We start from the raw sequence: 25361 nt of genomic DNA, 5'->3' as shown, positions 1-25361 counted from the left end.
ATCGATGCAATTCTTATATTTAATTATTTCATTATTTATTGTACTTCTTGATCAAGGGTTGAAATCTTTTATTGCAGGTAATTACAAGCTGGGAGAAACTCAGCAGATTGTACCCCATGTTTTTTCATTTACTTATGTCCAAAATGATGGAGCTGCTTGGAATATTTTGCCCGGTCAAATGGTACTTTTTTACCTGATTAGTATTATTGCTATCGTAATTTGTTTATATTACCTGTTACGAAACAATTTTCATAGTAAGCTTTTTGATTCTGGAGTGGCACTGGTTTTAGGCGGAATTATTGGCAATTTAATTGACCGTATTCACTTAAAGTATGTTATTGATATGATTCAAGTTGACTTTATTCACTTCAATATTTTTAATATAGCTGACTCTGCAATTACAATAGGAATAATATTGGTATTTATTTATCTGCTCTTTTTTGACGAAAGCGAAAAAAACGATGCCGAATAAATATCAGTTTGTTATCCAAAATGAAAAGGGCAGAATAGACAAAGTGCTTGCAAACGCAATTCCTTCTTTATCACGTTCACGGATTCAGGAATTGCTCCAGGATCAAAATATCTTGGTTAACAAAAAAATAGTTAAGTCGTCCTATAAAGTACAAAAAAATGACATAATTACGGTTTTTGTACCTAAATTAAAGCCATTGGCATTAATCCCGGAAGACATTCCATTAGACATTGTTTATGAAGATCAAGACGTTATAGTAGTTAACAAGCCTCAAGGTATGGTTGTACATCCAGCTGCTGGACATCCAGATCACACGCTCGTTAATGCATTATTATTTCATACGAAAAACCTGGCTAAAAGTCCTGAAGGATTTCGTCCAGGAATTGTCCATCGCATTGACAAGGATACATCTGGCTTATTAATGGTGGCCAAAAATGCTTTTGCACGTGAAAGTTTGGAAAAACAATTGGCCACAAAAACTAATAAAAGACTATATTTAGCAATAGTACACGGCAATTTTTCTGAAAAACAAGGAACAATAGAAGCTCCAATTGGACGCGATCATTATAATCGTAAAAAAATGGCTGTAATAGCAAATGGCAAAGAAGCTATTACACATTTTACTGTTCTTGAACAATTTCAAAATTACAGTTTACTCAGATGTCGTCTTGAAACGGGTCGGACTCATCAAATCAGGGTACACCTTGCTTATATTGGGCATCCTGTTGCAGGAGACCCATTATACGGACCGCATCATACCTTAAAGGAAAATGGTCAATTTTTGCATGCTCAAGTATTAGGATTCAGACAGCCAACTACTGGTAAATGGCTCGAATTTGAAGTACAACCTCCAAGGATTTTTTTGCAAAGACTGACTGAATTGAGAGAAAAAAGTGATTAAATGAAACGATATTTGATTCTGGAAAATGGACAATCATTTCCAGGAGAAGGATTAGGATCCTCAATAATTTCCACTGGTGAGTTAGCCATTCAAACGGGTAATTTTGGTTATCAAGAAGCACTGACTGATCCGACCAATACGGGCAAAATTCTGGTGTTTACTGCACCAATGATTGGTGGCAATGGCATTAATGCAATTGACTATGAGAGTATTAATCCAACGGTAAAGGGAATAATTGCCAATGATGTTGCGCAAAATATTTCCGAAAGTGGCAACTTCCAGGATTTAGCTTCTTTTTTAAAAGAAAAAAATATACCAGCAATTTTTAATGTCGATATCAGAGCATTAGTTCATCTTTTGAATAAGGAGAAGACAATCAAAGCTTCGATTATGGACACAAATGATGAACACGCTTTTGACCAAATTAAAGCTTTGGTTTTACCCAAAAATAAATCAGCGGCTGTTTCCACTAAGAATGCATATGCGGTACCTAATGTAGGTAAAACCGTAGCTATAATTGATCTTGGTTTAAAGCATTCCATGCTTAGAGAATTATCTTTGAGAAAGGTTAATGCTACTGTTTTACCATATAATGTTGCTGTGCCAGATATTGAAAATCTGCGGCCCCAAGGAATTATCATCTCAGGAGGACCAGGCAAGCCCAATGAATTAATGCCGGACCTTGAACCAATTTTTTCAGCATTTTATGATCAAATTCCAATTTGGGGAATTGGCTTAGGTTTTTTAACATTAAGCGATTTTTTGAATTTCGAACTTGTCGACTTACCACAACCATATAGTGGCATTAATTATCCTGTTATTGATCAGAACACAAACAAGATTTGGCAAGTGGCTATGAATATTGATCAACTGATTCTACCAAATAGCGTTCAATTCGAAATGGAAAGAGAATTTTACGATCTTCACAGTGAATTACTTGCCGGTTATAGTAATAAAACTAACAAGGTAATTGGTACGGCTTTCAATGCTGAAGGAGCTCCAGGAAGTCTTGATGCTCTTCCTATTTTTGATAACTTTGTAAAGATGATGGTGTAAATATGCCTTTAGATAATGATTTAGATAAAGTATTAATCATCGGATCAGGACCAACTTTAGTCGGTAAGGTATCTGAAACTGATTTATTAGTTGAAGACGCTATTAAAGCACTTTTTGAAGAGGATATTCAGGTAGTTTTAGTCAATCCTAACCCTGCAACTATTTCTACTGATAAAAAGCCTGGCTTAACCGTATATCTTGAACCAATGACCCTGGAATTTCTCAAAAGAATAATTCGAATGGAAGAACCGGATGCCATTATATCTGCTTATGGTTCTACAACTGGCTTAAAAGTTACTCGGGAACTTGTTCAAGATGGTATTTTGCGACAAATGGGAGTGCGCTTGTTAACTTTGAATAAACGCACATTGGCAATGGACAATCATCAAAAAATGAACGCTTTTCTGACAGAAAACCTGATTGAGGCAAGCAAATATTGGAATCTAACTGATTTCGATGCAATTAACTTGCAAATGCAATTGGAAGAGCACGTTCACTTTCCTGTGATGCTTATTAAGCAAAAAGATTCAGCACTTAACCAAAAAATTATTTTTAATAATATTACTGATCTGAACGAGTACTTACAAAAAGAAAAACGACTGGAAAATTTTTCGTTTGGTAATTATCACTTAGCAGAAGACTTATCTTCTTGGGACGAAGTAATTGCTAATATTATTCGTGATAGCTCAGGAAATACGCTTTTTACTAATCTAGCAGATACTATTGAGTCTGTAGCTATAAATGCCGGTGATTCAGCGGCTGTGATGCCCGCCCTGACCCTTAACAATGACCAAGTACAGAGGATTCGAGCAATTGCCCAAAAAATAGCGGCTAGTCTGCAAATAGTAGGAATTTTAAATATACATTTCGCCGTCAAGCATAAAGGTACAAATTTTGCAGTCAAAGTTTTATCGATAAAGCCAAGACTAACGCGTAGCGCTATTTGGTCTAAAAGGGTAGGACTATATAGTTTAGGTTATATTGTCTGTAAGGTTGCACTTGGTTATCGTTTAGATGAAATTAAAGATCCGTTATCAGGACTTAATGCGGCAATCGAACCAACTTTGGACAAAGTAGCCATTCGGATGCCATTTTGGTCATTAACCCAATCTGGTAGTAATCATTACAAATTAGACAACAGAATGCAGGCGAGTGGAGAAGCTATTGGCTTAGGTACAAATTTTGAGTCTGCTTTTTTAAAAGGTCTGGCTTCAACAGTAAATATAAAAATGTCACTAACCGTTTTTCAAGCGGAAAAAGCTAAAGATAAATCAGAAATTCTTTCTGATCTAAAACAACCAGATGAGTTACATTTACTTAAACTACTAGCTGCAATTGCAAAAGGCTTTAGTTATCAGGAATTACAAGAAATTGTTCATATTCATCCGGTATATTTCCAAAAGCTGTATCATATAGTGGAAATTGGTTATAAATTAGTAAACGAACACTTATCAGATGAATTACTAATTGAAGCTAAAAAGAGAGGCTTCCGTAATCTTTTAATTGCTAACTTATCTAACATAAGTGTGGGTGCAATTGAAAAAAGACTTGCAAAAATACATTTAAACCCCGCCTACCAGCAAATTGATGGCACTGCGGGAACCATTAAGCCCTTAGTTAAAGCATATTATGGCTCGTTTGGAGTTCAAGACGAAAGCCGAGCTTTGACTACCTCTAAAAAGGTTTTAATAATCGGAATGCTGCCATCACAAGTTTCAGTTACAAGTGAATTCGACTATATGCTAAGTCATGCAATTGATACTTTACATAATAATAATTATGACATTATTTTACTTTCAAATAATGATGAGTCAGTTGCTATCAGCTACAAGAGAGTAGATAAAGTTTATTTTGAACCAATTACAGTTGAAAGTATTCTGCAAATTACTAAGAAAGAAAAAATCAAAGATGTTTTAATCCAATTTTCTGGCAAAGAGATGAATGCTCTATGTAAGAAATTAATCGAAAACGGTCTGAATATTTTAGGTAACAAGGATGTTAATCCTAAAGATCGTATAGAGCAGGCATTAACTAAACCAGTAAAAAATTTAAGTCAAAACAAACTACTAACGACTGTTAATAAAAGTGCAGCCCAAAAGTTCATTAAAGAACACGGATTTCCAATTTTAATTGGTGGCTTTAATAATTTAGGGGTAAAGCAAAAGTCGGCTGTGGTTTATGATTTACCTGCCTTAAAAAAATATTTAGAAGAAAATCAGCTTTCTAAGGTAAGCTTGTCTCATTTTATTGAAGGAAATAAATATGAGATAACTGCCATTTCAGATGGTAAAAATGTAACTCTTCCAGGTATTATTGAGCACTTGGAACAAACAGGTTCACATGCGTCAGATTCAATAGCTGTTTTTAAACCACAAAACTTATCTAAAACGGCCAAGAAATTATTAACTGAATTTGCTATTGCATTAGTTAAACGTATAAATATGCGTGGTATTTTTACCTTACATTTCTTAATTGTTGATAAGAAAGTATATTTATTGCAAATTAAGCCTTATGCTGGCCATAATATCGCTTTTCTTTCCAAGGCTCTTGGTAAGGATATTACCAAATGTGCGACAGAAGTTTTAATCGGAAAGTCTTTGCCTGAATTAGGATACAAAAGTGGATTATGGCGTTCAAATAGCTTTATATTTGTTAAAATGCCGGTCTTTTCTTATATTAATTATCAAAGCGAAAATACGTTCGACTCAAAAATGAAGTCTTCTGGTTCTGTCATGGGTAGAGATACCGAACTGGCAAAAGCTTTATACAAAGGGTATGAAGCTAGTGGCGTAAAAATACCAAGTTATGGAATAATTTTTATATCTGTGCGCGACGAAGATAAGAAAAAAGTAACAGAATTGGCTCAGAGATTTTACCGTTTAGGCTTTAAAATAATTGCAACCGAGGGTACGGCTAATGAATTGGCCGAAGCCGGTATTACAACTGGAATAGTGTCAAAAATTAGTCATGGCTCTTGCAGCTTATTAGACAAGATTCGCCAACATAAGATTGATATGGTAATAAATATTACTAATTTATCTGATTCCGCTAGTGATGATGCAACCAGGATACGCGATGAAGCTCTGAATCAAAACATACCAGTTTTCTCAAGCATCGAAACTACTGAACTTATTTTAAGCGTTTTAGAGTCTTTATCTTTAACTACTCAGCCGATTTAAAAAACGAGGATGATTTTTACTTCATCCTCGTTTTTTTAATTTATTCTCTTAGATAATACCCTAGTTTTTTCAGGGGTCACTTCAATTGAATTTTGACCAGTATAAATCACAAAGCCTGGTTTTGCTCCATTTGGTTTTTTTACACGTTTATCTTGAACATAATCGACTTGTACGTGAGCAGAATTTTTAGCTTTGGAGAAATATGCAGCAATTTCAGCTGTTTCTAAAATGTCTTCATCTGTTGCTTCAGATGATTGCAAAATCACGTGTGAGCCTGGAATATTTTTAACATGAAACCAAATATCAGTTTTATTAGCCTTTTTTAAAGTTAACCAGTCGTTTTGTAAATTATTCTTTCCAACTAAAACGGTTTTACCCGAAGATATACGAAATTTATTCAGATTCTTTTCGGTAATTTTCTTTTTTCGTTTTGGTTTTTGGGGTTTCTTTAAATAGCCCTGATTCATTAACTCTTCAGTAATTTGATCGATATCCTGCGGTTCAGCATTATCAATTGCAGTCTGAACAGAATCAAAATAATCTAAATTATCCTGAGCAATAGCTATTTGCTCTTTAACGTGTTTAATAGAATCACGTAGTTTTTTATATTTAGTGAAATACTTCTGCGCATTACGAGCCGGAGAGAGGGCAACATCAAGTTTAATTTTTAGTGGACGATTATTATCATAATAATTTGGCAAAGAAACTTCTGCCATTCCTGGCTTAACTTGGGATAAATTTGCGTTAAGGATTTCTCCTTGTATCCTGTATCCTTCAGAATTTTCTGCCTGTTCCAGCTGCTTTTTGAGCTTAACAATTTTTTTGGTTAATTTTTTGTATTCATTTTTGATTAGCCGCTCAATTTGAGCTGACTTTTGTCGTACCCAATCTTGATTTGACTGATACTCATAAAACTCATCCAAAGCATGATTGATATCGGGATCAGCACTTTCTTTTGTTAGGTTAAGATGGTAGGGCAGGTAGGGAAAAATTTTACGTTTATTATTTGGCGTTTTTAATATAAAAGCGCCTTTTTTATTAAATTGACTCATAAAAGTCTTAAAAGATGAATAAGAAAAATCATCTTCTAAATAACCAATGAGCTCTTGGCGATCGTCACGATCCAGGCCACTAATTTGACTAGCAAAATCTACTGGATCCGAATTTATAGCCTTTTCTTTAAACTCTTTTTCTGTTACTTCAAAGCCGTTTATTCCAGATATTAAAGGTGGTAATTCATATTTGGCTTTGGGCAAAAGCAGTCTCACCCTGTTTTCATCTGGATTAATTCGCTTAAGCAGATCAATTATATGGCCACTTTTTTGATCATAAAGTATGACATTACTATGTCGTCCCATTAATTCTAATGATAAAACTAACTGAACTTGATCTCCCAGCTCATTACGATTACTAAAATTAAAATATATAATGCGGTCAACACCCAGTTGTTCAATTGATTGCAATACTGAGCCTTCCAAATATTTGCGCAGTACCATGACAAAAGTGGGAGCCTTATCAGGATTAGCAATAGTTTGGTTAGTTATGTAAAACCTAGGGTATTGCGCATTTGCCGATAATAACAACTGAATATTTTTGCGTTCTTTTCTAAAAGTTAATACTAAATCTTGTTCAAATGGTTGGTAAATTTTTGAAAGCCGACCATTGATTATTTTTGGCTTAACACTATTTAAAAGACTATGTATGAATAAACCGTCAAAAGCCATAATTATCACCTCAAAACACGCTTACTATTATATCAAGTATTAAGCAATTTGTATTAGCTTTAGGTATATTTTATGATTAAATCTTAAAAAAGAGTACTACTAGTTATATATTAATTATAAATTTACTTTTTAAAGAAGCTATTGCAAAAAACTGATATACTGGTAATATAGATTTAAAGTTATTGATATAAATATTTATAAGTTAAAATTAATGGTAAGTAATATCACTATACTGGTAACCCTATTGTTTCACAAAGTAATTTATCTTTTGGAAAAATTGTGAACAGTATAAATATTAACTTACAAATTATTTTTGTTTTTATCAGAAAAGGTAGTTAAATGAATGTTTTATCTTTTAGCACAATAGCGGAGAATATTAAAAACGAAATAAGCAAAAAATGTGGCTTAAATCTTTCACAAACAAGAATTTTGCTATATTTCGATCAAAATGACAATACAGCTTTAAAAATGGGAGATTTAGCTGATAACTTAAAAATTTCGCTATCGACATTAAGCAGACAATTACAACAGAAAAAAACAGTAAGTTTTATTACAGTTAAAAGATCTGAGAGAGATTCAAGCAAAACTGTTTTGTTAAATGAAACGGGACTTCAAAAAGTCGTTCAATTAAGACGTGAATTAAAAGAGATTGAAGAATCCTTATTGCAAGGGCTTAGTAAGCAAGAGATAGCATCTTTTAACCATACTGTTAATGAATTAGTGCAAAAAAGTGAGAAATAATTTGTTCTTCTAGTTGGTGGTCGAAACACTTATTTTTTTATGCTATAATTCTTGTATGTTGTACAGACAAAAGCGAAAGGTAAGTTAGATGAAGATTGCTTTAGTTACTGATAGTACCAGCGCCATAACAAAACAAGAGGCGGAAAAAAACAATATTATTGTTATATCTATTCCCATAATCATAGGTCAAAAAGAGTACTTAGAAAATATTGATATTACTTCTGACCAGCTTTTTAAGATGCAAAGAGAAGGAGCTGATTTTCCTAAGACTTCTCAACCTAGTAGCGGTGATTTGATTCGTCTTTTTGATCGCTTACATGAAGAAGGTTATGAGGCTATTATCGCAATTACACTATCAAGCGGAATTTCAGGATTTTATCAAACGCTTTGTAATATATCTGAAAACAATCCCAAATATAATCTACATGCTATAGATACAAGGATGACAGTTCGCTTGCAGGGAAATTTGGTTTTGGCTGCAGCAAGAATGATAAAGAATGGTCTTGACCTTGATACCATTCTGGCAAAATTAGATAAAATCAAATCTACCATAGATGAGATTTTTGTAGTCAACGATTTAAAAAATCTGAGTCGTGGAGGTCGTTTAAGCAATGCTACTGCGTTTATCGGATCCATGCTGAACATCAAGCCACTGCTTACTTTTAAAGATGGTGATATTGTGGCATTTGATAAGATTCGGTCTATGAAACGGGCTTTTATCAAAATTAAGAGTTTAACAGTGGAAAAGATTGATAAGTTGCCTTATAAAGACAAAATCAAACTTTTTATCATTGATTCTAATGATAAAAGTCAAGTTGAAGAAGCAGAGAAGTTTTTAAAGGAGAAGTTTCCCAAGCAAAATATTTCAGTAACGAAGTTTAGTCCTGTTATTGCGACACATTTAGGAGAAAAGTCTTTTGCTATTGGCTGGATGATAGATATTGATAAAATCGATTTAACAAAATAAGAGCAACCTCTCAAAGGTTGCTCTTTTGCTAAGGAATTGAGGCTTTTTATGAAAAAATTAGACCAACTGTCAAGGTGGGCAGTAGAACTACAAAGCATTGCTCAAGATGGCATCGAATATGGACACGATCGTTTCGACAGAGAAAGATACCAACAGATAAGAGAAATTGCAACAAAGATGATGGCTGCTAAAACTGGTGAACCAATTGATGTGATCAAGGGGCTATTTAGTAGTGAAGATGGCTATCAGACACCTAAGGTTTCTACCAGAGCAGCAATTTTTAATGATCAAAAAATTTTGTTGGTAAAAGAATCTACCGACAATTTATGGTCAATGCCAGGCGGGTGGTGTGAACCAAATATTACAGTAAAAGAAAATTGTATAAAAGAGGCGGAAGAAGAATCTGGACATAAAATTGCTGTTCAGCAAATCATTGCTGTAAATAACCATTCAACTAACGTTTACGATAATAAGCGCGTTGAGCGAGCAATTAACGTATGTAACGTTATTTTTCTCTGCAGAGATTTAGGAGGGAAAGTTTGTCAAAAATACTGAAACTGAAAGATGTTCATTTTTTGACTTTGATAAATCTGCCACCTTTGTCAGTACCCAGAAACTCTCTAGCAGAAATAAAAATGTGCTTTGAGGCTAATAAAAGTTCTAATTGGCAGACCAGATTCGAATAATAGTAAAAAGCAAGCACTATTATGCTTGTTTTTTACTATTATTTTTATCAGCTTCAGTAATCTCATTCAATGCGGCTCTTTGCTTTTTTTGATCAACGTGAGTATATAAATCAGTTGCTGAAGTTCCTTTTTGTCCCAGCTGTTGGGCAACCAAAACCTGGTCTTTAGTCACACCATATAATTCAGAAGCTACAGTATGGCGCAATTTATGAGGGGTTAGTGGATGTCCAAAGGCAGCTGAATATTTATTGACCATCTTTTCAATTGCACTGGCAGTAATCCTTCTTGTTTTATTGTGCCACCGTGTAAGAAAGAATGCTGAATCTTTTTTTGAGGCTGAATAACGTTCCTTGCGAATCTTTTTATATTCTTTGATATAAATTATTGTCCATTCGGCAATTGGAACGCTGTCTCTTTGACCACCTTTACGTGTTACGTCTAACGTAGCTTTTCTAAAATTAATGTCAGAAACATCAATTCCTGCGCATTCTGAAACCCTGATCCCTGTTCCCAAAATTAAAGCAATAATTGCCATATCACGTTCTTTATTAATTTTAAAACCAGGTAGAGCATGTTTATTGCATTGAAGTTCATATTTAGTATCAATAAAGTCTAGAAACTGATACTTTAATTTACCGGTATACATGTGTGATTCAAGGACGTGTGCACGGTAATTTAGCGTTTTAGTATTATTGAGGGAATCAATTTTAAGCATTACGTTTCGTTCAAAATATGGCTGACCATTAATATTATCAGCAGTAATGGTTAAAAACTTAAACAAAGACCTTAACGCATTTATGGAGCGATTGATGGTAGTGGGGGAGTTAAGATTACCTTGCTTATTTTTGACATGGCCTAAATAATTAATGTACAGCATAATATCATTGCGCTGAAGTTTAGCCAAAGTTTCTGTTTCAACTTTTTGATTACTTTCTGCTGGCGAAATGCCTTCTTGACGCAGCCAATCAAAAAAGCGTCTGATTTCTGTTAAATATTGATAAGATGTTGCCAGAGAATGATTGGTGCCAAAGTTGTAATCCTTAACAAAATCCGGCATTTTCTTCAATTCATCATCGATTAGATCTAAGTATTTTTTTGTTTCCACGTAGCAAAATTCTCCTGATTGAAATAATTATGTATTTTATTATATAGCAAAACCAGAATGTATGTTTGTCTTTTTTATTCTTAGTTTATCCTAAATAAGAGAGGGAAAACAAATAGGCAGTCTCTCAAATGAATTTAGCGCATGAATTATTGAACTGTAGCTTAATTTGCTGAAAATTAAGAGGATGATTGATAAATATTATTTACTTGTTTAGATCTAATAATTTATTGATAAAATATAGTATTCATATCAAACTTGGGGCATTAGTAGAGAAATTCAAGTAATTAGAGCTAGGCTGTTAGTTGTAGCGTACTTTAAAGAGGGGAAATAGCTTCATTTTTAAATTATAACCATTAACAACATATTTATAATAAAAACTTAATATCTCTAGTTTAAAACTTGATTATTAATCGCTAAATTTGCAAGCTTTAGAGCCTAATAAGTTTAAATTTTTTTCTTATATTTTTCCTTATTGCTTTCGTTAAAACAATAATTTTAATGAAAACAATAAAAACAACAGTGAGGTAAAAGTGCTATTCCTAGTAATTCACACACTTTTTTAATTTATACAAATCAAAAAGCGCTAAACATACACTTTTACACTAACGATTCATACTCAATACTTAGACTTTTATAAGTTAGACTAGTTGTTTCAATATTAAATTTTTGGAGTTCAAATTTGAAAATCTGTCTGTCTATGTAAGAAAATTTTGACTAATACTGAGGTAATTAATTGCTATCAAATGATCAGTTATGCGGTTTTTGAATTTTAAAAGGCTCTAAATACTTGTGTGAGCATTAAAAATATTTAGTTTAAAACTTTTAACCAAGATATTTGTCTATTAACCCTCTATCTTGATTTTTTATATTACTTTACATAATATATATTATACGAAGTTATATCTTGGTGATGTACTATGCTGAAATATCTCAAAAACAAATCACCCACTTGAATCAAAGCAAAAATTACTTTATATTCAAAATTTACTAGAAAATTTCTGATAAAGACAGACAGTGATATTTTTTATTATTTAGATAGAAATTTCAGTTTTAATTTTAATTTACAATATAAGAATTACCCGAACAGTTATAAAATACTACCCCAAAATAAAGTTAAACTATACGCTATTAATTTTTATATTCAAAATAAATAGCTTAAATATGGAAAAATATAAATAAAAGCGCTTTTTAAGCTTGATAAATATATAAACCAATTAATTGCCCTCTTTTTTTAAACCCGTGCCTTTCTATTTCCAACCCTGGCAAGCGAATGCACCCTATGATATAATATTTTCCACTCTTTCCTTTTTCACTTTAGGGTTATTAATTGGTGCTTTTTTATTTTATTTTCCAAAAAAATAGCTTACAATACTATGTGGAGTATAGTTTAAAACATTTAGTTTGAGTTTAATTTTGCTAAAAGCAAGTGTTTTATTCATTATTTTTTTATTTTAATGTTTAATTCTATAATTAATCTGTTATTATAGAATATGGAATTATTTTTTTGAAAGGGTTGAATTTATTCCATGAGTATAAATTTAGGAAAAGAAATATGTCGCAGGCGACGTGAACAGAAATTAACCCAGGAGGATCTCGCTGAATTAAGCGATTTGTCGGTTAATTTTATTTCCCGTCTTGAGCGTACCAAAAATCAAAATATTAGTATTCAAAAGCTTGACTCCATTGCCAGAGCCTTAAATACAACTACACCGGATATTATCATGAATGCCTACCGCTTTAAAGAAGTTAAAGTTGAAAATCATCAAGATAATACTCCAGTATTTATTAAGAAGGTTCTTAATGAACTTAGAAAAATGTCACCTGATAAAGCTGAAAGAGTATGCAAATCATTCATCATTTTGGCTAAGGAAATTAATAAAGATTAAAAAAACACGAAATAGAGAAGATCTATTTCGTGTTTTTAAATTACTTAAAAGCTTCAGTTAATGGTGGCACAACTTGCTTCTTTCTTGAAACAACTCCAGGTAAGCTTATTTCAGAATCCTTCACCTCACCAAATGCCTTTTCAAATGAAGTCAAAGCTTCATCTGAACCTATAACTAATGCAGTTGAATCTGAGTCAAGTACATTAGTTATAAGCAGCATAAATAAATCATAACCTTCAGACTTTGCAGAGTCTTTCATTGTCTTTAAGAAAGTTTCTTTTCGTTCCAAAGCCTCTGGTAAGTCAACTACATTGATTTGAGCAACCCGAACATTCTTACCATTTAAATCAAAGGATTTAGCATCTAGATCAATTAATTCTTCTTCTGATTTACTTGCTATATTGGTTCCAGCCTTTAGTTCTTCCAAACCATATTTCTGGTAATCCACATTAGCAATTTCTGCAAGTTCCTGAACAGCCTTTTTATCTCTCTCAGTAGTAGTTGGCGATTTTAACAATAATGTGTCTGATATTATTGCAGAGAGCATAATTCCTGCAATATTTTCGGGAATTTCCACCTTAAAATGCTTGTACAGTCCATACATAATTGTACTAGTACAACCTACAGGTTCTGCAAGATAAAACAGAGGCGTACTTGTATTAAAATTCATAATTCTATGATGGTCAACAACATGAGTTACAGTTACTTTATCAATATCGGAAACGCTTTGCTGCGGTTCGTTATGATCAACAAGCATTACCTTATTCACTTCATTAGCAGCTGTTTTAATAACTCTTGGCGCTTCTTCAAAACCAAATTTCTTTAAGGCAAAAGCTGTTTCATCGTTAGGTTCACCTAACGCAACTGCTTCTGTATCATAACCTAATTTATTTTGCAAATATGAATATGCAATCGCTGTTCCTATGGCATCTGTATCTGGATTTTGATGACCAAAAACTAATTCTTTTTCCATTTAACTTTCCCCTGTTTCTTTTAAATTTTATACTTATCTTCTAGTTTACCTAATAAATCCTTTTCTTCCCAGAAAAAATTTAAATTTTAGTTTAAATAATTGAGATTATGTCTTATTGACTGCAAGATGAATTATACTTTCAAAAATTTTTTAAATTCGGCCAAAAAGTTTTCAATCCGTGGAACCTCTTTCTTACCCTTGCGATAAATAATTGATGTTGTAAATTTTGCGACACCTTTTAAAAATACTGGTTTTAAATCAATTTCGCCTTGGTGGAGCTGATAATATGATTTACTTACAACTGTATCATAATCAGTTTCCTCAGCAGTATCAACTACTTGCTTGGTTGAAGTAAAGGTTAAGGGAACATTTAACCCGTTTTTAGCATTTAACTTAGAGCCTAATTTATCTTTTAACAATTGAGTTAAGTAAAAACCATCTGGATAAAGTACCCAATTTTTCCCTAAAAATTTGGAAACTGGGTATGCCTTTTTTGCCTCAAAATCAGAATTATGTGTCAAGATTGTCAATCTCTCTTGTGTGACTTTCATTTGTTCATATTGATTTTGTATATTGGATTGACTTTTCTTAGCAGTTTCAGGAACATAAAGTAACCCTAAATCAATTAAATTGTTATCAAGATTATACCAAAAATCTTTACGGTTAAAATAAGAGACACTAATGGTAATATGCGGAAACTTTTGGTTAAACTCAATCAAAAACCGTCTGAGAAGATCAGAGTCAACACTTTCTAAAACACCAATTGCAATATTACCCTTATCAGCCTGAGTAAATTCTTGAATATCACTAACCACAGAATTAATGGTTCCAAGCAATTGGATCGCTCCAGTTTGCAATTGCTTACCCGCTTCCGTTAGGTAAAGCTTTTTGCCCATTTGCCCGAATAGCGGTGTTCCAATTGCATGCTCGATTTTCTTAATTTGTTGAGTTAAAGCCGGTTGAGTAATGCCCAGGATCTGAGCTGCCTGGGTATAATTCATAGTATCAATTAATTGCAAAAAATAATGTAAGGACTTGGTTGAGAGTATTGTATCTGTTTTAGGCATAAAATTATTCCTTCTATCTTAACAATAATATGGCTCTATATATATGCTATTATCAATCAAAAACCCCTTTGTGTCAAAGTATTATTGTAATTCAATAAAGCACTTTCACAATTTATTGATATCATTAAATAAACTAAAATTTATTATTGCTTGATGGTCTACTTAGTCTTATATTAACTGGTTCTCCATCACTAGTAGTATCAATGACAAATGAACCATTTGAGTATCTGTCGCCTAACGGATAATCACTAGTTAAGACCTTTATGTGCCTTTTACTCGTAGTGGTTACAATCAGAGTATGGTCTTGCCCATAAGACGTAACCGCAACAATGCGGTGCGGCTTAGTTTTAAGTTCTCTTAATACAAGTACCCCTCGTTTGGCGCGTGATACTTTATTTACCAAATCAGCTTTAAATTGTTTAAACGCACCTCTTTGCGTAATTATTCCAACATGAACCAAGTTAAGATAATTAGGATTTATTAATATATATGAAATGACATAGTCCGAAGACTTAAGATTGACAGACTTTACTCCAAACGACTTGGCTCCAGATTCAGGAATTTCTGCCAAATTATAGCGAATAGCATATGCGTTGTGAGTAAATAAAATTATTTCGTCATTACTGTTATTCTTAACTAAATCAACGCGGACAACCCTACTGTCTGGCTTTTTCATTTTCATCGCTGTAATTGCTCGTGAATGATAAGTCCTTGTTGGTTGCAAATTACTTAATTGTAGTTGTTTGATATAGCCATCGTTGGTGGCAAGTAAAAAGTTGACATTTTGGTTTAAGCTGTCGAAGTCAAACACACGAATAATGTTTTCATCATCATTTAAACCAATTTCTTGAGACAAATGCTGACCTGTTTCCTTCCACTTTGCCTCAACTAGTTCATTTACCGGACGATAAATAACATTTCCTCGACTGGTAAAAAGGTATAGATTGGTTAAAGTAGATACTGTTTTTTCAAATACCACATCATCCCCGCTTGGCAGGCCATTATCCTCATCATCACTTGACTGCCATGAACGAATAGAAGATCTTTTGAGGTAGCCATCACGACTTATTAATACACGTACCTGTTCATCAGCTACTAGAGCTTTTTCATCAATTTGAATCTTAGCATTTTCAGAAGAAATCTCGGTCCTTCTTGGATTACCAAATTCTTTTTTAACAATTGATAGTTCTTTAACTATTTCTTTTTCTAAAGTTTTGTTATTAGATAAAAGCTCTTTAAAACGGGCTATCTTCTCATTTAGTTCAGTTTGCTCTTTAACTAAGGCATCTATATCGGTATTGGTAAGTCTATATAATTGCAAAGAAACAATTGCTTCTGCTTGTCGAGCTGAAAAATTAAATTCACTGGACAAATTTTTCTTAGCTTCTACCTTATTTTTTGATGCGCGAATGACTTTGATAACTTGATCTAAAATGTCCATAGCATGAATCAAGCCCTGAATAATTTCCAGACGTTCTTCAGCTTTATTTAAATCATATTTTGTTCTTTTGGTAACTACTACTTTTTCATGTTCTAAGTATGAGGACAAAATATGCTTTAAACCAACCTGCATTGGTGTCATATGATCAATAGCAACCATATTGAAATTATAGGAAACCTGTAATTCAGTATTTTTAAACAGGTAGTTTAAAATATTTTGTGCATCGGCACCCTTTTTCAATTCAACTACAATGGACAAACCGTGACGGTCTGTTTCATCCCGCACCTCAGCTATACCATCAATTTCTCTGTTGAGACGAATTTCATCCATTTTCTTAACTAACAGGGCTTTATTAACAGCAAAAGGAATTTCCGTAATTACAATTTCTTCCCGGTGCCCTCTTATTTCCTGGATAAAAGTTTTAGCTCTTACCTGTATCCGGCCACGACCTGTCTCATAAGCTTCACGTAAGCCTTTTTTGCCCAGAACGATTGCTCCAGTTGGAAAATCAGGACCTTTGACAAATTGCATCAGATCGCTAAGAGTGGCATTAGGATTTTTTAGCAAATAGATAGTCGCATCAATTACTTCGGTTAAATTATGTGGCGGAATTTCTGTAGCATAGCCCGCTGAAATACCTGTAGAACCATTAACTAGTAAATTAGGAAAACGTACGGGTAAAACAGTCGGCTCATATTCAGTATCGTCAAAGTTCAGAACCATATTAACTGTGTTTTTATCAATATCTTGCAACAACATGTTGGATATCTTACTCAAACGAGACTCAGTATAACGCATAGCTGCGGGGCCATCACCGTCCATTGAGCCATTATTACCATGCATTTCAATTAAAGGTTCACGCATTTTCCAATCTTGCGAAAGGTGAACTAAAGCACCATAAATTGAACTGTCACCATGAGGATGAAAATTACCCATAATATTACCCACAGCTTTAGCTGCTTTTTTAAATGGTTTGTCATAAGTATTGTTATCCAGGAACATGGCATAAAGGATTCTTCTTTGCACAGGTTTTAACCCGTCACGAATATCCGGTAAGGCCCGCTCCTGAATAATGTATTTGGAATATCTTCCAAAACGTTCACCCATGACCTGCTCAAGCGGCATTTCACGAATTCGTTCTTTTGTTGCCATTAATCAAAAACCTCTTTATTCATTTTCTTCTTCTAAAATTGAACTGTTATCGCCTAATCTAAACTTAACATTCTCTTCAATCCATTTTCGTCTGGCTCCAGCCTTATCTCCCATTAACGTGGTAACTCGACGTTCTGCCAAAGCAGCATCATCGATTTTGACACGAATAAGCAGTCTGGTTTCCGGATCCATGGTTGTTTGCCACAACTGTTCGGCATTCATTTCTCCCAGTCCCTTAAATCGCTGCAAAGTATAACCCCGACCCATTTTCTTTTCAGCGGCCGCAAGCTCTTCATCGGTCCAGGAATATTGTACTTGGGCCTTTTTACCACGACCTTTTTGCAGACGATAAAGAGGAGGCAGGGCAATATAAACTTTACCGTGTTCAATCATTGGCCTCATATAACGGTAGAAAAAGGTTAACAACAAAATCTGAATATGGGCACCATCATCATCGGCATCCGTCATGATAATTACCTTATCGTAATTGGAGTCTTCAACGTTAAATTCGGTTCCGACTCCAGCACCGATAGTATAGATCATAGTGTTAATCTCTTCATTCTTAAAAATATCCTGAAGCTTGGCTTTTTGGGTGTTCAAAACTTTGCCACGTAAAGGCAAGATTGCCTGGAACTTACGGTCTCTACCCTGTTTTGCGGAACCACCAGCTGAATCACCCTCAACCAAAAACAATTCGTTCTTTTTGGGGTTACGCGATTGTGCCGGAGTTAACTTACCTGAAAGAACTTCTTTTTTGCGCCGCTTTTTACCATTTCGACTTTCATTGCGCGCTTTTTTGGCAGCTTCACGAGCATCCCTTGCTCTTTGCGCCTTTTTTACCAGCTCTTGCGCCAACTCGCCTTTTTCCATCAGGTAGTATGACATTTTTTCATAAACGATTGCATCAACAACAGATCTTGCTTGCGGAGTGCCCAGTTTACCTTTAGTCTGCCCTTCAAACTCCAACAGCTCTTCAGGGATCTTGACTGATAACACAGCGCTTAAGCCCTCGCGATAATCCGACCCGTCAATGTTTTTATCTTTTTTCCCTAACAAGCCCTGCTTTTTAGCATAGTCGTTAAAAGCACGCGTAAAGCCACTACGGGCACCTACTTCGTGAGTGCCACCGTCTGAAGTGCGCACATTATTAACAAAAGAAACCAGATTTTCTGAGTAGCTGTCACTGTATTGACCGCTAAACTCAACTTCAATTTCATCTTGTTTTCCGGAAAAATAAAAAACATCGCTTAAAGAATCTTTGCCCTCATTGAGATATGAGACAAAAGCTTTAATGCCATCATCATATTTAAAGTCATCATGATGTTCGGGTTCACGTTCGTCAGTTAAAACAAAGCGTACGCCCTTTAACAGAAAAGCAGACTCCCTGATGCGCTCTTGAATAGTTTCATATTTATATCTGATTGTTGAAAAGATTTTTTCATCAGGTTTAAAAGTAATGGTAGTTCCTGTCGGCTCTTTAGTTTTACCCAAACATTTTAAAGTCCCAACTGGATGACCACCATCTTTGAACTCTTCTTCATAGGCAGTGCCTTCTCGCACAACTTTGACAGCCATATAACTGGAAAGAGCATTAACCACAGAGGATCCAACACCATGAAGCCCACCTGAGGTTTTATAGTTTTGCTCGGTAAACTTACCCCCAGCGTGTAAAACGGTTAAGATGACTTCGATAGTTGGTTTACCCGACTTATGCATTCCAGTAGGCATACCCCGGCCAAAGTCACGGACCGTTACACTGTTATCTTTATGAATCGTCACATCAATTTCGTTACCGAATCCGGCCATTGCTTCATCAACCGAGTTATCTACAATTTCATAAACTAGCTGGTTTAAGCCATGCACATCGGTTGAGCCAATGTACATGCCCGGACGTTTACGCACGGCTTCCAGACCATGAAGAATCTGAATTGATGAGTCATCATAAGAATTTATTTTTTTATTTGTTTTAACCAAATAGACTCCTCCAGTTAAAAATCATTTATTATTTAGCCCGCAAACGCAATAATCTCTGCTAAAATAGCATTAGACTTTAAGAGAGTGGGATAAAAATGATAAATTTAAATTTAATTCTGATATTTATTCTAGCATATTTAATAGGGTCATTTCCTACAGGTGTGATTGTCGGTAAGATCTTTTTTGCTGAAGATATTAGAGACTATGGCTCCGGTAACATTGGCACCACCAACTCTTTTCGCGTCTTCGGACCATTTGCCGGCAGTGTGGTTCTCATCGTTGATGTTTTAAAAGGAACTCTCGCTACCAACTTACCCAGGATATTTCATCTTAATATGCCCAAATATGTTCTGCTAATATGTGGTGGCCTGGCGATCTTGGGACACACATTCTCTATTTTTCTCAAATTTAAGGGCGGAAAAGCTGTAGCAACCAGTGCCGGGCTCTTTTTAGGTTATAATCTCAAGTTTTTCGGCATTTGCGCTCTTATTTTTCTACCATTAGTTTTTATCACGTCTTATGTAAGTCTTTCAAGCCTGATTGCTGTAGTTTTGATATTTATTACAACTTTCTTTTTTCATGATGTTTTTTTGGAAATTATTGTCGGCTGCATCATGATTATCTTGTTTATTCGTCACAGAAGCAATATTAAGCGCTTATTACAGCACCAAGAAAACATAATTCCCTTTGGCTTGTGGTTTTGGTATAAGAAAAGACACCACCAACTATAAATACCATTAAAATAAATACGGCTAGCTTCAGCAGCTAGCTATTTCATTATAAACTTATGAACATTTGTTCGCAATATTTGTTTTTTATTTTTAAGGCATGAAAAAAGGAAGTCTCGTACTTCCTCTTTTGCTATCTTAAACTAAAAAATTATTCATCTTGATCATGGAAAGCCATGCTAAAACCAGCTGTAAAGGTTCCTCCAGCTGCAAGATGGTTCATACCATATTTTTCTTCCAGCTTTTGGTTGGCATCAGCACGGTCTGCTATCCCCCACCATGGTTCAATACAGACATAATCGGCAGTTGTTGGAGATTGTGACCACACGCCCACAAATGGTGCATCTCGCAACCACACATTTACATGAAAATTATTAGCATCAGTTTTTAAAGATACTCTATTATCGTGTCCCCGCATTTGAAAAATTAGCGCGTCATTTTTAAACAGATGATCGCTAAGAGTAATTAAGCTGTTAGTAGAAGCCAATGACCGATTAGGCCAGTCCAAATATGCACCTTTCAAAGGGATATGAACACGTGCACGAGAAGGTTTGGTACTAAAGTAAAAGTCTTCCTTGGTTAAAGTATTACTTGTAGGGATATTAAATCCAGGATGACCACCAATACCAAATATCATTTCGACATCCGTTTTGTTAACAACGGTAAAGTTTTCTTCCAATAGATTATTGAGTAAATTATAATTTACCCGCAATTCAAACTTAAAGGGATAAACTTTCCGGGTCGCTTCAGAATCAGTCAGCAAAAATGTAATACTTTCATCTGTATGACTTACCACTTTAAACTCTAAATCACGGGCAAAACCATGTTGAGTTAAATGATAGGTTTTTCCTTGGTAAGTGTATTCGTCATTTTTTAGTCTTCCAACTATGGGAAAAAGAACAGGTGCATGTCTATTCCAAACTTGAGGATCTGCTTGCCAAATATATTCATATCCACTATGTAAACTTTTTACACTTTGCACTTCAGCACCCTTACTAGCAATTTCAACTTTAAGAATGCTATTTTTGATAGTGTAATTCATGTTTAATCATCACCTTTGTTAAAGAATGAACTTAGTTAGATCTTTATTTGTTATTATATCACTAAGTTTTTCATTAACATATGCTTCAGTTACTGTAATTTCTCCCATCGTCATGTCCGGGCCTTCGTATAAGACATCTTCCAGTAATTTCTCAAGAATTGTTGACAACCGTCTGGCACCAATATTATCTGTTCCTTGGTTGACATCGTAAGCAATTTGCGCAATCCGCTCAACTGCTTCTTGTGTAAAGACTAACTTAATTCCATCGGCTTTCATCAGTGCTACATATTGCTCTAATAATGAGTCTTCAGGGTCCTTAAGGATTTTGACGAAGTCATCTTTTGACAAGGCATTAAGTTCCACTCTAATTGGAAAACGTCCTTGTAATTCGGGGATAAGATCACTCGGCTTGGACTCTGAAAAAGCGCCAGCTGCAATGAAGAGAATATGGTCTGTAGTTACCGGGCCATATTTCGTCTGAACTGTTGAGCCTTCAACAATTGGCAAAATGTCTCTTTGCACACCTTCACGCGATACTTCTCCAGAAGTTTTTTGGTTACCAGCTGTAATCTTATCAATTTCATCAATAAAAATGATCCCATTATTGGCGGTACGTTCAATTGCCTTTTGATAAAGAGAATCATAATCAATCATTTTGCGGGATTCTTGCTGAATTAAAACTTCCCGGGCATCTTTGACAGGAAGTGTTCGCTTGATTTTCTTCTTAGGTACTAAATCATTAAGCATTGAACTCATGTCTATTCCCATTTGCCCCATCATGTCACCCATCGGATTAACCTTTGGAGCCTGGTCAACTTCGATTGTAACCTCACGATTTTCAAGCAGACCTTTATTTAACTGTTCTGAAACAGTCAATCTCTCATTGCGAATATCATCTGTTATCTCTTCTTGATCTGCTGGCGCAGTCTGATCATTGCTTTGACCAGCCGCCATAATCATTGACATCATGTCTTGCCATTCCTGCATTTGATTCTTTCGCTTATCACGCTTAATTCCGGGTACAAGCAAGCGTACTAAAATTTTATTGGCTTCTTTAGCTGCCTGAGGACGAACATGGTCAAATTGATCCTTTTCTTTCATACGAACCGCTTCATTGACCAAATCGCGGACCATCGATTCCACATCACGGCCCACATAACCAACTTCAGTAAATTTTGTAGCTTCTACCTTAACAAACGGGGCGTTGACAATTGCGGCCAATCTTCTGGCAATTTCTGTTTTACCAACACCAGTAGGGCCAGCCATTAACAAATTCTTGGGGGTAATGTCCTCTTGCATTTTCTTTGGTAGTTGCATTCGGCGATAACGATTATACAAAGCAACAGCAACTGCTTTCTTGGCCTCATCCTGCCCTATTATATATTCATTAAGTAAGTTAACTATTTGTTTAGGTGTTTTGGTTTCCATATTTTTTTCGCTCCGTTATTACAATTCATCTGTGATAATCTGATCATCAGTGAAGATATCAATTTCAGAGGCTATTTCAACTGCTTCATGAGCAATTTCACTGGCAGTCATATTAGAGGAATGTCTGGTCATTGCAATTGCGGCTGCTTGGGCAAAATTTCCGCCAGAACCAATCGCCACTACATTTTCATCGGGTTCAAGCACTTCACCGTTTCCCGAGATTAGCAAAAGATCTTTTTCATTAAACGCAATCAGCATTGCTTCCAGCTTTTGCAAAGTTGCATCTTTACGCCAAGCTTGGGCCATTTCAACGGCTGCCCTGCGTAAATCTCCACCAAAAGCTTCCAGTTTACCTTCAAGCATATCCTGCAAACTGACAGCATCAGCTACACCACCAGCAAAACCAATTACCACTTGATCATGATAAATACGTCTTATTTTTTTAGCAGTAGCTTTGGCTATTACTTTTTCTCCTAAAGTAACCTGGCCATCACCAGCAATTGCGGTTTTACCATTAAATTTTACTGAACATATTGTTGTCATTATTTTGCCTCATCTTTCTTATCGTTGCGAGCAAAGTATTTTTCATAGTTTGCCTGCAAATGACTCATAGTTACATGCGTATATATTTGAGTTGTTGACAAATTATCATGGCCTAAGAGTTCTTGTACACTACGCAAGTCGGCGCCGTTATTCAACATTGCCGTTGCAAATGAATGGCGCAACTCGTGCGGATGTACTTTACCATTAATTCCAGCTCCATTGAAAACTTTTTGCATGATATACTCGATACCACGTTCTGTTAGCCGCTTTCCTGTTTTGTTTAGAAATACATAGTCTAAATCTTCCCGATCATTTAAAAGTTGCTTGCGACCATCTTCCAAGTACTTGACCAAAGCAGCTTTAGTCTGATCGTCAAAAGCAACATACCGATCTTTATTACCCTTACCATGAACTAAAATTATCTTTAAATCTAAATCTATTTGTTTTCTTTTTAAATTGCTTACTTCACTGACCCTCATCCCCGTAGTATAAAACAATTCAAGTAATGCCAAGTTACGCAAAGTTAACGGGTCAGTTCCAGATAATGAGTCAAAAACCTGCTTAAGTTCAGGAGCATAAAAGAACTGAGGTAATTTGCGCTCTTTGGCACGTAGAATTATGGTCTGTGTCGGATCTATTTTAACAATTTTGCGTTTGGTTAAAAAGCGGTAGAAAGACCTAAGGCTAGACATCTTCCGCGACTGTGTCGAACGCGCTAAATTTTGATCGGCTAAGTGCTGCAGATATATTTCAATGTCTCTTCTACCTATTTTTTCCCAGCCGTTAAATCCTCCCGAATCCTGCCAAAACCTTTTTGCAGATTTTAAGTCGGTTTGATAGGAGCTAATTGTTTTAGGGCTGTACTGACGCTCATTACGTAAATATGCGGTAAAAAGAGCCAGTAAATCATCTTGTTGTTCATTCATTTAATTCAATACTTTCTGTTGAAATTCCTTTAAGCTCTCTAAACTTCTCTGGCTTATTTGTAAATGACATTCTTTCTTATTACGGACCTTAGGTCCTTCTAGTTTAGGAATCAGTGCAAAGCTGGCATTCATTGGCTGAAAATGCTTAATATCCGCGCTAGTGACATAATTAGCCATCGAACCTAAAGCAGTTAATTTGGGAAAAGTCACCGGTTCTTGCCCATTAGCCCTTCTGGCAGCATTAATTCCGCAAACAAGACCGCTGCCAGCACTTTCAACGTAACCTTCAACCCCGGTAACTTGACCGGCGAAAAACAAGCCAGGCTGCATTTTTGCCTCATACGCTGGCGTTAAAACTGCTGGTGAAGCCATGAAAGTATTGCGATGCATTTTACCATATCTAATAAAACGAGCATGAGCAAGACCGGGAATCATTGAAAAAACCCGTTTCTGTTCGCCGTATTTAAGATGTGTTTGAAAACCAACTATATTGTACATTGATGCTATTGCATTATCCTGCCTAAGCTGAACTACAGCATAAGGAATTTTGCCAGTAGTCGGATCTTCTAACCCTACTGGCTTAAGTGGGCCAAAAAGCATTGTCTTAGGTCCTCTTTTTGCCATTACCTCAATCGGCATGCAACCTTCAAAAACATCACTGTTTTCAAAATCGTGAACTTCAGCCGTTTCGGCATTAACTAATTCTCGCGCAAAATTCTCATACTCTTCCTTTGTCATGGGGCAGTTTAAGTATGCAGCCTCCCCCTTATCATAACGTGATTTCTTATAAACGATGTTCATATCGATTGAATCAGCAGCAATTATCGGAGCTGCTGCATCAAAGAAATGCAGACTTTCTGCACCAGAAAACCTTTGTATTTTTGCGGCAAGCTTGTCACTAGTTAAAGGACCTGTAGCGACAATGGCGATTGGGTCAGACGGGATTTGTGTAATCTCTTTTGTGTGAAAATTAATGTTAGGTAAAGAATGCAACCTGCTTGTGACATAGCCGCTAAATTCAGACCGATCAACTGCAAGCGCTCCTCCTGCAGGAACTTGAGAATGATCAGCAGCCGCCATAATCAGTGAATCAAGTTGCCGCATTTCTTCTTTTAATAATCCAACCGCATTAGACAATTGATTCGAACGCATTGAGTTGGTACATACCAGCTCGGCCAGTTGGTCTGTTTTGTGAGCAGGAGTCATTTTTTCCGGACGCATTTCATAAAAATCAACTTTGATTCCACGTTTGGCTAATTGCCAAGCTGCTTCACTACCAGCTAAGCCACCACCAATTACAGTTACTTTTTCAGGCATATCATCATATTCCTTTACTAAAATTATTTTCTTATATACAAGAATATCATCAA

General features: G+C 35.2%; 19 protein-coding genes and 1 pseudogene. 9 read left to right on the top strand and 11 right to left on the bottom strand.

The annotated features are described in order from the left end of the window. Positions 1-4 precede the first annotated feature (4 nt). Genes lspA through Q0K80_RS00275 form a run of 4 tightly spaced genes read left to right on the top strand, consistent with a single transcriptional unit; the run spans position 5 to position 5608 of the window. Positions 5-472 carry a signal peptidase II gene (gene lspA, locus Q0K80_RS00290; protein ID WP_294601645.1) on the top strand — a complete coding sequence of 156 codons (468 nt, stop codon included), beginning with the start codon at positions 5-7 and terminating at the stop codon, positions 470-472. After that, entirely contained in the window at positions 462-1373 is a 912-nt protein-coding gene (locus tag Q0K80_RS00285) for an RluA family pseudouridine synthase (RefSeq protein ID WP_294601643.1), read from the top strand. Before lspA ends, Q0K80_RS00285 begins: the two co-directional genes overlap by 11 nt. Further along, a complete protein-coding gene (locus Q0K80_RS00280; protein ID WP_294601641.1) occupies positions 1374-2429 on the top strand; it encodes a carbamoyl phosphate synthase small subunit in 1056 nt (351 codons plus the stop codon). A gap of 2 nt (positions 2430-2431) precedes the next feature. After that, positions 2432-5608, top strand: a complete 3177-nt coding sequence (locus Q0K80_RS00275; protein WP_294601639.1) for a carbamoyl phosphate synthase large subunit — start codon at positions 2432-2434, stop codon at positions 5606-5608. Positions 5609-5643: 35 nt separating this feature from the next. Here the strand turns inward: Q0K80_RS00275 and Q0K80_RS00270 are convergent, their stop codons facing one another. After that, positions 5644-7332: an NFACT RNA binding domain-containing protein gene (locus tag Q0K80_RS00270; RefSeq protein WP_294601637.1), complete on the bottom strand. Its 1689-nt coding sequence runs from the start codon at positions 7330-7332 to the stop codon at positions 5644-5646. 339 nt (positions 7333-7671) lie between these two features. On the opposite strand from Q0K80_RS00270, the gene Q0K80_RS00265 reads away from it, so the two are divergent. The 3 genes and pseudogenes from Q0K80_RS00265 (at position 7672) to Q0K80_RS00255 (ending at position 9726) form a co-directional block, all read left to right on the top strand. Continuing rightward, positions 7672-8073, top strand: a complete 402-nt coding sequence (locus tag Q0K80_RS00265) for a MarR family winged helix-turn-helix transcriptional regulator (RefSeq protein ID WP_294601635.1) — start codon at positions 7672-7674, stop codon at positions 8071-8073. A gap of 88 nt (positions 8074-8161) precedes the next feature. Continuing rightward, positions 8162-9040, top strand: a complete 879-nt coding sequence (locus Q0K80_RS00260; RefSeq protein ID WP_294601633.1) for a DegV family protein — start codon at positions 8162-8164, stop codon at positions 9038-9040. A gap of 48 nt (positions 9041-9088) precedes the next feature. Further along, a pseudogene (locus tag Q0K80_RS00255) lies at positions 9089-9726 on the top strand (NUDIX hydrolase N-terminal domain-containing protein). A 19-nt stretch (positions 9727-9745) separates the two neighbouring features. Here the strand turns inward: Q0K80_RS00255 and xerS are convergent. Further along, positions 9746-10831 carry a tyrosine recombinase XerS gene (xerS, locus tag Q0K80_RS00250; protein WP_294601631.1) on the bottom strand — a complete coding sequence of 362 codons (1086 nt, stop codon included), beginning with the start codon at positions 10829-10831 and terminating at the stop codon, positions 9746-9748. A 1526-nt stretch (positions 10832-12357) separates the two neighbouring features. Here xerS and Q0K80_RS00245 point away from each other — a divergent pair. Then, positions 12358-12717: a helix-turn-helix transcriptional regulator gene (locus Q0K80_RS00245; protein ID WP_034979176.1), complete on the top strand. Its 360-nt coding sequence runs from the start codon at positions 12358-12360 to the stop codon at positions 12715-12717. 40 nt (positions 12718-12757) lie between these two features. On the opposite strand, the gene Q0K80_RS00240 is transcribed toward Q0K80_RS00245, so the two are convergent. From Q0K80_RS00240 to parE, 4 genes are all read right to left on the bottom strand, one after another. Further along, on the bottom strand, positions 12758-13690 hold the full coding sequence (locus Q0K80_RS00240; protein WP_294601622.1) for a manganese-dependent inorganic pyrophosphatase: 933 nt from the start codon (positions 13688-13690) through the stop codon (positions 12758-12760). A gap of 131 nt (positions 13691-13821) precedes the next feature. Beyond that, complete coding sequence (locus Q0K80_RS00235) at positions 13822-14757, bottom strand: LysR family transcriptional regulator (protein ID WP_294601619.1); 936 nt, start codon at positions 14755-14757, stop codon at positions 13822-13824. Positions 14758-14890: 133 nt separating this feature from the next. Then, positions 14891-17350 carry a DNA topoisomerase IV subunit A gene (gene parC / locus Q0K80_RS00230; protein ID WP_294601617.1) on the bottom strand — a complete coding sequence of 820 codons (2460 nt, stop codon included), beginning with the start codon at positions 17348-17350 and terminating at the stop codon, positions 14891-14893. Positions 17351-17365: 15 nt separating this feature from the next. Next, the gene (parE, locus tag Q0K80_RS00225; protein WP_294601615.1) at positions 17366-19324 is read right to left on the bottom strand and encodes a DNA topoisomerase IV subunit B; all 1959 of its coding nucleotides are present in this window, start codon (positions 19322-19324) and stop codon (positions 17366-17368) included. Positions 19325-19419: 95 nt separating this feature from the next. Between parE and plsY the strand changes: the two genes are divergently transcribed. After that, positions 19420-20055 carry a glycerol-3-phosphate 1-O-acyltransferase PlsY gene (gene plsY, locus Q0K80_RS00220; RefSeq protein WP_294601613.1) on the top strand — a complete coding sequence of 212 codons (636 nt, stop codon included), beginning with the start codon at positions 19420-19422 and terminating at the stop codon, positions 20053-20055. A 148-nt stretch (positions 20056-20203) separates the two neighbouring features. On the opposite strand, the gene Q0K80_RS00215 is transcribed toward plsY, so the two are convergent. From Q0K80_RS00215 to trmFO, 5 genes are read right to left on the bottom strand one after another with little or no spacing between them, the layout of a single operon-like run. Beyond that, positions 20204-21094 carry an aldose 1-epimerase family protein gene (locus tag Q0K80_RS00215; RefSeq protein ID WP_294601611.1) on the bottom strand — a complete coding sequence of 297 codons (891 nt, stop codon included), beginning with the start codon at positions 21092-21094 and terminating at the stop codon, positions 20204-20206. An 18-nt stretch (positions 21095-21112) separates the two neighbouring features. Continuing rightward, positions 21113-22522, bottom strand: coding sequence for an ATP-dependent protease ATPase subunit HslU (gene hslU / locus Q0K80_RS00210; RefSeq protein WP_294601609.1), 1410 nt, complete (start codon positions 22520-22522; stop codon positions 21113-21115). Between the two features lie 18 nt (positions 22523-22540). Then, positions 22541-23065 (bottom strand): HslVU peptidase proteolytic subunit, encoded by a 525-nt coding sequence (hslV, locus tag Q0K80_RS00205; protein WP_294601607.1) that lies wholly within the window; start codon positions 23063-23065, stop codon positions 22541-22543. Further along, positions 23065-23991, bottom strand: coding sequence for a tyrosine recombinase XerC (xerC, locus tag Q0K80_RS00200; RefSeq protein WP_294601605.1), 927 nt, complete (start codon positions 23989-23991; stop codon positions 23065-23067). Before xerC ends, hslV begins: the two co-directional genes overlap by 1 nt. Then, positions 23992-25308, bottom strand: a complete 1317-nt coding sequence (gene trmFO, locus Q0K80_RS00195) for a methylenetetrahydrofolate--tRNA-(uracil(54)-C(5))-methyltransferase (FADH(2)-oxidizing) TrmFO (RefSeq protein WP_294601723.1) — start codon at positions 25306-25308, stop codon at positions 23992-23994. It lies immediately after the preceding gene. Positions 25309-25361 lie beyond the last annotated feature (53 nt).

This window comes from uncultured Lactobacillus sp. (assembly GCF_945290125.1).
In the GTDB taxonomy this organism is placed as follows: domain Bacteria; phylum Bacillota; class Bacilli; order Lactobacillales; family Lactobacillaceae; genus Lactobacillus; species Lactobacillus rizhaonensis.
This window is presented reverse-complemented; position numbering and strand designations above follow the sequence as displayed.

Bases quoted from the DNA above. Each gene is read 5' to 3' on its own strand.
- lspA (WP_294601645.1), top strand. From the start codon at position 5: ATGCAATTCTTATATTTAATTATTTCATTATTTATTGTACTTCTTGAT.
- Q0K80_RS00285 (WP_294601643.1), top strand. From the start codon at position 462: ATGCCGAATAAATATCAGTTTGTTATCCAAAATGAAAAGGGCAGAATA.
- Q0K80_RS00280 (WP_294601641.1), top strand. From the start codon at position 1,374: ATGAAACGATATTTGATTCTGGAAAATGGACAATCATTTCCAGGAGAA.
- Q0K80_RS00275 (WP_294601639.1), top strand. From the start codon at position 2,432: ATGCCTTTAGATAATGATTTAGATAAAGTATTAATCATCGGATCAGGA.
- Q0K80_RS00270 (WP_294601637.1), bottom strand. From the start codon at position 7,332: ATGGCTTTTGACGGTTTATTCATACATAGTCTTTTAAATAGTGTTAAG.
- Q0K80_RS00265 (WP_294601635.1), top strand. From the start codon at position 7,672: ATGAATGTTTTATCTTTTAGCACAATAGCGGAGAATATTAAAAACGAA.
- Q0K80_RS00260 (WP_294601633.1), top strand. From the start codon at position 8,162: ATGAAGATTGCTTTAGTTACTGATAGTACCAGCGCCATAACAAAACAA.
- Q0K80_RS00245 (WP_034979176.1), top strand. From the start codon at position 12,358: ATGAGTATAAATTTAGGAAAAGAAATATGTCGCAGGCGACGTGAACAG.
- Q0K80_RS00240 (WP_294601622.1), bottom strand. From the start codon at position 13,690: ATGGAAAAAGAATTAGTTTTTGGTCATCAAAATCCAGATACAGATGCC.
- Q0K80_RS00235 (WP_294601619.1), bottom strand. From the start codon at position 14,757: ATGCCTAAAACAGATACAATACTCTCAACCAAGTCCTTACATTATTTT.
- parC (WP_294601617.1), bottom strand. From the start codon at position 17,350: ATGGCAACAAAAGAACGAATTCGTGAAATGCCGCTTGAGCAGGTCATG.
- plsY (WP_294601613.1), top strand. From the start codon at position 19,420: ATGATAAATTTAAATTTAATTCTGATATTTATTCTAGCATATTTAATA.
- Q0K80_RS00215 (WP_294601611.1), bottom strand. From the start codon at position 21,094: ATGAATTACACTATCAAAAATAGCATTCTTAAAGTTGAAATTGCTAGT.
- hslU (WP_294601609.1), bottom strand. From the start codon at position 22,522: ATGGAAACCAAAACACCTAAACAAATAGTTAACTTACTTAATGAATAT.
- hslV (WP_294601607.1), bottom strand. From the start codon at position 23,065: ATGACAACAATATGTTCAGTAAAATTTAATGGTAAAACCGCAATTGCT.
- xerC (WP_294601605.1), bottom strand. From the start codon at position 23,991: ATGAATGAACAACAAGATGATTTACTGGCTCTTTTTACCGCATATTTA.
- trmFO (WP_294601723.1), bottom strand. From the start codon at position 25,308: ATGCCTGAAAAAGTAACTGTAATTGGTGGTGGCTTAGCTGGTAGTGAA.